Origin of the sequence: Kitasatospora sp. NPDC048540, assembly GCF_040651175.1 — a bacterium.
GTDB lineage: Bacteria > Actinomycetota > Actinomycetes > Streptomycetales > Streptomycetaceae > Kitasatospora.
In genome coordinates this window covers 1-8888 of sequence record NZ_JBEZIR010000206.1, presented here as the reverse complement: position 1 = coordinate 8888, position 8888 = coordinate 1, and the positions used below count along the sequence as shown (strand labels likewise).

The 8888-nt window shown below is 71.1% G+C and carries 6 protein-coding genes; all 6 read left to right on the top strand.

Translation table 11 applies throughout. The features are described from left to right. The first annotated feature begins 504 nt into the window (after positions 1 to 504). The 6 genes from AB0D08_RS39255 to AB0D08_RS39230 all read left to right on the top strand — a co-directional run bounded on the left by AB0D08_RS39255 (position 505) and on the right by AB0D08_RS39230 (position 8802). Positions 505 to 1893 (top strand): hypothetical protein, encoded by a 1389-nt coding sequence (locus AB0D08_RS39255; protein ID WP_359895123.1) that lies wholly within the window; start codon positions 505 to 507, stop codon positions 1891 to 1893. Positions 1894 to 3037: 1144 nt separating this feature from the next. Continuing rightward, a complete protein-coding gene (locus AB0D08_RS39250) occupies positions 3038 to 3592 on the top strand; it encodes a hypothetical protein (RefSeq protein WP_359895121.1) in 555 nt (184 codons plus the stop codon). A gap of 678 nt (positions 3593 to 4270) precedes the next feature. After that, complete coding sequence (locus AB0D08_RS39245; RefSeq protein WP_359895119.1) at positions 4271 to 4963, top strand: GNAT family N-acetyltransferase; 693 nt, start codon at positions 4271 to 4273, stop codon at positions 4961 to 4963. A 315-nt stretch (positions 4964 to 5278) separates the two neighbouring features. Further along, positions 5279 to 5767: a hypothetical protein gene (locus AB0D08_RS39240; protein ID WP_359895117.1), complete on the top strand. Its 489-nt coding sequence runs from the start codon at positions 5279 to 5281 to the stop codon at positions 5765 to 5767. Between the two features lie 457 nt (positions 5768 to 6224). Continuing rightward, on the top strand, positions 6225 to 6704 hold the full coding sequence (locus AB0D08_RS39235) for a hypothetical protein (protein WP_359895115.1): 480 nt from the start codon (positions 6225 to 6227) through the stop codon (positions 6702 to 6704). 616 nt (positions 6705 to 7320) lie between these two features. Beyond that, complete coding sequence (locus AB0D08_RS39230; RefSeq protein WP_359895113.1) at positions 7321 to 8802, top strand: hypothetical protein; 1482 nt, start codon at positions 7321 to 7323, stop codon at positions 8800 to 8802. Positions 8803 to 8888: the final 86 nt, after the last annotated feature.

Genomic DNA, 8888 nt, shown 5'->3' with positions numbered 1-8888 from the left:
GCTCATCATGCACACGACACTGGACTCGGCCTGAACGACTCCGTACCCACGAACGGGCGACACCAGATCATCCAGAAATGGACATAACGTCCTCTCAGGTTCATCCGCTACTTCCCGCACCTGCTCATCATCGTGGGCTTCCTCACCGGCGGCGCCATGTGGAACTCCGACGACCCTGCGTCCAGCTTCCCGAACCTCTTCGCACCGATCGCGGTCGTAGCCTTGGGCGTCGCTCTCGCATTCGTGTTCCCCCCGCATGGCCGGCGCCGGCGCCGGCGCGGGTGACGCGAATCGCGAGCGCGCCTGGCCGCAGGTCCAGATCCCCCTTCCCGGGAACCGGGCGAGCCCTGTCCCGCAGCGCGGGACGATTGCCGGCCGACCCTTGAACGCCGTCGTCCCCGCGCGGGACCGTAGAAGGCACCGACCTCGCACGGGGACGACGTCCCGGCCGCGCCGACCGACCGAGGAAAATGCCGCCAAGGGCCCGACCAGCTGGAGCCCGAGATGAGCGATCCAGGCACCTCCGACAACAAGAGGACGGTCGGCGACACCACCTACAGCTGGATCTCAACAGCCGTCGGCGACATCCTCTACGCGACCAGGGCGTCCGGATGGCGCGAGCGACTCCTGATGGGCCCCTCCGTCCGGGAGGTGTTCGCCAGCCTGACGCAGCGTCCCTATACCGATCCCCTGGAGCAGCTCCGCCACGAGCAGCACACCCTCGACCAGGTACGACAGAACGAAGCCGCCCAGCGGGAGCAGGCCCGCGACGCCACCGAAGACCGCGAACTCCAGCGCGCCCTCGACGACGGCACGATCTCCCCGGAGACCTACGTCCGCGGCCTGGCGGACCAGGCCGCCCGGCGCGCGGCCCCGCCGCCCTCACTCCGGCAACGCCTGGACGATCACCGCCTCCTGGCGCGACTCGAACGGGACCTGAGGATCGGCCGAGTCGGCCCGATTCTCGACGCGGCCGGCCGCGAGCGAACTCCGGGCACCGACACTGGAGCGCTCGACGACCTCGAAGCCCACTGGCACGACGACCACACGCGGCCGACCGCCAAGCCACCGCCGCAGTGGACCGAACGCCCGCACGGCCGCTTGTCCCACGCGGACCTCGCCCGGCAGCTTGCCGGGCTGACACAGGCCGTACCGAACCTTCGGAACCAGGCGAAGGCCGCCGAGGTTGCAGCGGCCGCGTTGACGACCGACGCCGCGCAGGGCCGCGGCCCGGCCGCGCGCGCCGTACGTCAAGGCGAACAGGACGCTCGCACCGCTACCCAAGAGGCACGAGACGCTGCCCGCGGCTTCCGGAGCGCCAACGCCCACCTGCGCCGCTCCCTCGCCTTGCACCGAGCCGCAGACGACGCCACCGGCCGATCCGAGGCTGGCTCCGCATACCTGCTCCTTCGCGCAACGACTCCGGCAGCGCAGCGGGACGGCGCCCAGCGACTGCGGGAGCAGGCCGTACGGGCGAAGCTCGAAGCCGACGGTGCACTGGCCCGGGCGACAGCCGCACTGACCCGGGCCCGCGCACTTCGCGCAACGGCGCCGCACCAGCAGTGGGGACCGTCGGCTGCCGGTCGCAGCCTCGAGGCCGCCATCGCATCCGACTTGCACGCCGTTGAGGCACAGTCAGCGGACCTCAGATCATCGGCGGCCAGGCTCCGTACGAAGGCCGATGGACTTCAGGACCGTCTCGATCAGCTCCGGGCGGAGACGGAAGTCAGATCCTCGCTCACCTCGCGTCAGCGCAGAGCCGAAGACCGGGAGCGCGAAGTACAACACCGGCAACGGGCCGTGCAGGGCGAGGCGACCCGCACCGGCCGTCCCGCCGAACGCCATCGGCGCGCCGGCCGCCGCCCGCCGGCACCAGGGCCATCGCCGACCTGATAGGCCGCCGCCTCAGGCTCAAGCAGCGCTGCACCACCGCCCCGGCCGCTGCAACCCGTTCCGGAGCCGGCCGGGAGCAGCGGCCGACCCCGAAGCGCCCACGGCTATCGACCGCGTCGGGGGCGCCGATGCCTAACAGGTCTACTGTTCCCCGCGTGGCCGACAGCCCGACCTACCTTCCACGATGCCGAGGGCACCTGGCTCGAGCTGGTTCTCACCTTCCTGCGCGGTGAGGCGGAGCTCTCTGCTGACACCCAGCGGGTTCTGCCAGGCTCACATCGCCGCCCCGGAGACACCCCGTCAGTGCCCCAATGGGGCTCGACCCCCAGCACGGCACCGCTAGCTTCCACAGCACCACGGCGCCACCGGCCAACCCGGGGCGACGCGGAAGCCTGTCAGGACCGTCGGCCAGGCTGATCCATGCCCGTGGTCGAAGCCCCAGACCCGCCCGAACCCCCGCTGACTTACCGGACGCTGCAGCAGCGTCGGTCAGCGTTCGCCTCCGCCCTACCGGCCCCAGAGAGCGACCGCCGAAGCCCGTGTCCATCTGACCGCGACCACTGGCCTGGGTCTCATCTGTCACAGCGGGGAGCCTGCCGTGTCCGCTGACACTCATCGTTGCCGTGATCCCGAAGCGGGCCCACCGGCACGCGGCGCCGCCGTCCAAGCGGCACCTCCGAACCGCTCGCGGCACCCCGACCACGAGAGTCAGCAGCCAACCACATCACACCCGCACCCGAACCGCAGCCACCGACCCTCACGGGCGACCAGCCGGCCGAAACTGCCACGCGCGCGTCCCGTGAATCCGGACGACATGCCAGCGGGCCGAGACAGCAGGACAGAGATGCAAGAGCTGTCAGCAGCCGGCCAAGCCTCCGGGGAAGCGGACTACGACAAGTCCGAAGCCGGGCATGCCCGAACTCAGGCAGCCCTTGACCCGCCGGAAGCCGCCGCTACGGTGCGCCCCAGCTGAGCCGCCGCGACGGGTGACCCGCGTCGTCCCACGGCGCCCACACCACCCTCCGCCCGCCCAGGCGTTCCCAGCACCAGCACGACCCGCGTCGGGAGCACACCATCCCGAATCCGGACAACCCGGAGTCACGCGACACCCCGAGCCGAATCACACCTCTGAACGGACTTCACCGTGCCCACCCTCCACGGCAAACTCGCCCAACTACTTCGCGCCGTCCTGCCGGAGCGCCCCAGCCATCGCCGCCTGGCAGCGCTGCGCCTGGCGGCACCCCGCCGACCGCGCTCCGAACTGCTGAACGCCGCGTCAGGCACTCTGCCTGGACTTCCCGATGCCGGAACCTACAGGATCGCGGTCCTGCTCAACGTCGCTCTCGGCCCGGGCGGAACGATGATCAACTTCAAGGGCTTCCGAGCGGGGCACGAACTGGCCGTGGCCAGCCCGGCTGAGGGAAGCCCGCTGCTGGTCCTCACGGTTACTGCACCGGACGCCTTGTCCGCCGCCGAGCGAGCCTTCGACGTCGGCAACCACCAGGACACCGACGACATCGGTGTGGCCTGGCCGAGCGACCTGCGCTCCGTATCGGTCGGTGACGTCATGCTCGTTACCAGCCCGTCCGATCACCGGTTCTGCCTCGCCGTGGCGTCCAGGGGCTTCATCCACGTCGATCCTCCGCGGAGAGAGTCCATCGTCGCGCTGGTCGGCAGCTCGGCAACCTCCCGTACCTGACCAGCCCCGCAGAGCCGTCACTACGGCTCCGAGCGGGGCCCGTCGAGCCACCCCGGAGGACACTGTTCACCTTCGAATCACCCGCGACGAACAGGCCCTGGCCCGCAGATGTCACGAACGCCGAGGTGAGCAACGGCCAAGAGGGGATCCTCTTCACCCTGTAGCGCCGCCCGCACCGAACTCCCGGACCACGCTCCCCCAGGAAACCACCCCGCCGCCTCGGTCCTGCGCCGAGGCGGCGAAGCCCGTTCACCTTCCACGAGGCTTCAACCGTCGGGTCCTCACCGCCGCTGTCCTGCCAGGCCGGCACGCGGGCGCCAGCAGCTCTCCGCCTCGCCGGACATCCCACCGTTCGCGTGCTCCCTCCACCTGACCACCCTCTCCCGGCAACGCGCTCGCGCTGCCACACCACCGGCCAGCCGCCGACCATGCAGGTCCACCGCCTTGTGCGGGGCCGATCGTCCCCGGCAACGTGGCCAACTGACTGCCCGATCCCTCCCGCAGCGGGCGGTCCGGCGACGACACTCCCGGTCAAGCCCGTGGCGAGCGTCAGCCGACCAAGCGCTTCGGACATGGGGTTGACCGGCCTCAAGATCGACATAGCTTCTCGGCCTGACCGCCCGGTGACAACGCCCCGGCGCGGATTCATTCCGTTCACCCCAGGCTTGGAGAAGCACTGTGCAACGCCACCCTGCCCACGTCGGTTCCGGAACCGACCTGCCCCCTCACCTCACGTCCTCACCGGTACAGCTACGGGCCGCAACCCTCGCCGACTTCGAGGCCATCACAGATCTGATCGGCCACATCGACCTCAAGCGCCGGACCGATGACATCGGACCGATCTTCGAACTCATTCGGACGGCTCTGGCGACCGGCCAGGGCGGAACGGGCCCATTCACCCACGGCTCACTCCACTTCGTCGTAGCCGAGCACGCCGACCACAGCGGAGCGATCGGCCTGGTCCGGTGCGGGGTGGCGTCCTGGACGGCGTCACTCGCAGTCCCCAGCCCCATCCGAAACCGCCTCTACTCCCGCATCGGGAACATCCAAGAGCTCGCCGTCGCCCCGGAACACCGAGGCAGGGGCATCGCCCACGCGCTGCTGCACCGAGCCGAGGCGGACCACCGCGCAGCCGGGTACGACGCCATAGTCCTGAGGCACCAGCGCGAGCAGACCTCCTTCTACACGCAGGCGGGCTACACCAGCGGCAGCAGGCTGACCCTGCTGCTGCCCGGCGGACTCGGCAGGGTATCCGTACCGGGAGCGGGCTGGCGCTGGGCCGTCAAACCCCTGGTCCCTCCCGTCTCGGTGGTCGACATACACGGCAGCCCGGCACTGACCGGCCTTCTCAGCCCACGTGATCCTGCCTGAGACCCGCCCCGCGCAGCGCCCTCGGGAAAGCCCTTCCCAGGGCGCTGACGGCCGCCGGGCTCACGGCCCGAGGCGAGTTGAAGTCCGGTCTTGACCGGCCCCCGGCCACCCCTAGCGTGTGTCCAGCTCGGTCGGTCCGGCCGCAACGAGTCCGATGTCGGGGTCCGCCGAGCTCCTCTTCCGCTTGCTACGGCCCGGACGCTGCCACCTCGCCTCTCCCGGTACCACCGGGGCCTGGCCCCGCCACTGCGGCGCTCCACCACTCCTGCCCCGGACCGGCCGTTCGACGAGCTTCCCCATTTCCACGGAGGCACCATGTTCAGCCCCGCCACTGCCTACGCCCTGGTCGCCGGACTCGGCATCCATGCCAGGGACTTCCGACCGCTCACCGAGCTCGGCACCCCGACGAGCAACGGGCTCGGCTACACCTTCGCCCGCTCCGACGGCAGTTTCGGCAGCGTCACCGCCGCCGGCGTCCTGCTGGCCCCCGTCCACGACAGCCGGCAGCGTGCGGAGGCAGTGCTGACCTGGTGGCCGCGAAGCCGGGCCACCCGCAAGACCGAGCACCCACCGGCCGACTGCGCGGCATGCTGCGCGATCGGCACCTGGTGCGCGGACAACGACCGCGACACCTTCCACGAGCACCCGACGGACCCCCGGCTGACTGCCCACCACACTGGCCGCCTGCCGGCCGAGGGACCCGCCGACGTCCAGCAGCTCGTCGGCTACAACACGGCGCTCCTCGCACGCTTCATTCGAGCGGGGCGGCGACCCGGAGCCGCAGCGAGCCACCCCCGGGTCTGAGCCTGTACATGCGGTGGTGACGGATCGGAAGACCTTGACCGCGCCGCTCTTGGCCTGGCTGCCGAACGCTCACAATCCGGCCCGCTCGGGCGCGCGACTCCGCGGCCCGACAAGCAGCCCGCCGCAGGAATCCTGCTTCCAGCGGCTGCCTGCGATCCCGGCGCCTCGCGGCCAGCGCCCGGACGGGCCGACCCGGCCGAAGTCTGCCGAAGTGTTCCGCCCCATGGGTTGACGGGCTCTCTGCCAGCCCTAGTTTGCGGCCTGTTCCTGCCCGTACCGCCGCGACGTTCCCCGGCTGACGGCGCCACCGGCACCCGCTCGCCGCCTCCCGCCGCAGCATGCGCGGTTCTGCTGCTCCGCACCCCGCGCTTCCCGGTCCAAGAGAGCGCGGATCAGCCACCAGCCCCGACCGTGCGTCACACACATCCGATTTCCCTGTCCGTCAGGAGACCGAAACATGCGAATCGCCGTCCTGGAGCTGCCCCTCACCCGCCAGTGGTTCGTTGAAGCACACCGCAGCAGCTTCCGCGACACACGCCAGTACAGCCTCGGCCTTGCCCGGCGTGACAGGCCGGGCCCTTCCGACGCCCTGAGCGTCGTGATCACCCTCCACCCAGGTGACCTCCTCGCCGAGCTCCCGCCGACCACGGTGCAGCATCGGCCGCCGCTGGCCACCCGGATCGCCTCCCGCCGCAACCGTCGCGCCCTGCGCAAGCCAGCCGTTCTGATCGGTCTGTGGGAGGTCTCCCTCACCCGACTCGACGGCATCCGTGGCATACGCCTGGAACGCCAGACGGAACCATGCTGTGCCTTGCACAACCCGACCGACGGCTCCGCGATCCCGTCGGACACGACACCGTGCGCCTGCCCCCGCCACCTGCCAACATTCAGCCTCAACCTGCACCGCCCCTCCCACTACGGAAGGTTCACCTTCTGACCGACCGGCGACCAAGGCGCGGAGGCCGGCCCCGCCCGCTCCCGGAGCCCGCCCTCGGGCTGCAGGCAGCCGCGGCAGCCGGGTAGCGGCGGACAGTCCAAGCGCTCGCGCCATCCCGGACCGCGGCCCCGAACCGGGGGCGGTCGCGCTTGGCCTCCCGCCACAACGGGTTGACTGCGACCGCCTGCCCGACCACAAGGCAGTTGCCCCCGTCGCCGTCGGCCGACGAGCCCGCCGCCCGAACCTGCCCCCGGCCGGGCCGTCCAGCCCGCCGGGCCGCACCCCGCCGATCCGCCAACCAGGAAGGGATGGCTCAGCGCCGCCGGGCACGGTGCCCGGCCCCCGCCCCGGCCCGGACCCCGATGGGGTGTTTGCCTGCCCGCCGACAGCCGCTTGACCGGGCATTGACCGCCGGCTCGCCACGCGTACCGTCCGGCCCATCGAGACCGGCCATCAGCCGCGGTCGCGCCGACGACAGTGCGCCGACGTCCCGCCGCCCCCCGGGTGCCGCACGTTCACCAGCTGCAGCAGCCAGGCCCTCAAGGGCACGGGCTGTTCCTCACATCCGGCCCCCGGCCCGCCACAGGTCTCCCCACCACTACAGGCCGGGAGCCACATGCCCACACCCACACCCGCAGCCCGCGCGGCGGGCGGCGAAGACCTTCCCCTGTTCGATCTGACCGCCGACGGCACCAGTCAGGCCCTAACCACCCCCACACCCACCCACGACGACCTTCTCGTCCTCGACGACGCCGAACTCACCGCCGTCCTCGACTCCCTCACCACCGCCCAACGCGACCAACTCGCAGCCCCTTACCCCGCACGCTGGCTCTACCCGCCCGAGCCCGGCGACCCACCCCGCCAGGTGAACGTGTGCGCCGGCTGCGGCGGCGGCTGCGCCGGACTGCGCCTGGTCCTCGACGCCGCCATCGATGCCGTGTGCATCGAGCTGATGGCCAACCCCTCAGCCACCAGCACTGCCGCCGGATGCACTGTCATCCAGCAGGACATCAGAACGCTCGACCCCCGCCATCCAGGCCTGCGCTTCACCCGCCGCGTCATGTGCACGATGCCGTGCATCGACTGGACCCGCGCCGGCCTCGGAGCCGGCCGCGATGCCAAGAACCTGGAGATCCTCCTCGACGCGATCGACCAGGTCGCCGCCCACATGGGAAATGTCTGGGTGGACGGGTCGGAGATGTGCGACCACGACGACCCAGCCGACTGTGACGATGCGTGCGACGACCACATGATCGAGCCGTCCGGCGTCCCCATCACCGAACTGTGGGCGCTGGTCGACGACATGACCGCCCAGACGGCCGGACTCATGCTCGCCCCGGTCCTGTGGATCCTGGGTCTGCGGTCCATCGGCGCACCCATCGAATCGATCGTCATCGAGCAGAGCTCCGCGCTGCCCGAGACCGTCCAGGAATACATCCAGACCGAGCTGTGGACGGCCGGATGTGAGTTCGTCCAGTGGCAGGACCTGGACGCTGCCCACTTCGGCTCCGCCAGCAACCGCAACCGCGCCATCATGTCCGCACACTGGTACCGCCGTCCCGGCCCGATCACCATCCCGGAAATCCGCACCAACGCGGCGCTCGCGCTCGGCTGGCCGACGGACACCCGCATCAACACCCGCGGCAACCGTACGACCAGCGGGGGCAATGTGTTTTCCCTCGACCGCACCATTCCCGCCGTCACGAGCAAGATCCGTGGCTGGTACTGCCAGGCGACCGGCCGCCGCTTCACCATCCCCGAAGTCTGCGTCCTGGTCGGACTACCCGGCGACTACCCGGTCACCGGTTCCCGCACCAGTCAGTGCCAGCAGCTCGGCGACATCTTCAGCCCACTGGTGGCAGCTGCGGCCTGGGGAACTCTGCTCGGCCTGCCCTGGCCCGACCTGCTCCGTGCCTACCTCGCCAGGATCTACCCCACCGTCCACGGCCGGCCCGACCTCGCAGCTGTCCTGTTCAAAGCCCGCCGCCGCCCCACGCGGGTGATCACCGACGTCGAGATCCGCCGCTACTTCCTCTCCGATCGCCCGCGCCTGCGGGTCCTGGCTCCCGCCCGCCAGGAGCCTGACCCTGTGAGCTGACGACAGCCGCCCGTGCGCGGCCGCCCCCCCCGGCGGGCGCGCCCCCCCGCGACACCACCAGGGGGGCCGCCCACCCCGCCGCCCCT

Coding starts and splice junctions, on each gene's coding strand:
- AB0D08_RS39230 (WP_359895113.1), top strand. CDS start 7,321: ATGCCCACACCCACACCCGCAGCCCGCGCGGCGGGCGGCGAAGACCTT.
- AB0D08_RS39255 (WP_359895123.1), top strand. CDS start 505: ATGAGCGATCCAGGCACCTCCGACAACAAGAGGACGGTCGGCGACACC.
- AB0D08_RS39240 (WP_359895117.1), top strand. CDS start 5,279: ATGTTCAGCCCCGCCACTGCCTACGCCCTGGTCGCCGGACTCGGCATC.
- AB0D08_RS39235 (WP_359895115.1), top strand. CDS start 6,225: ATGCGAATCGCCGTCCTGGAGCTGCCCCTCACCCGCCAGTGGTTCGTT.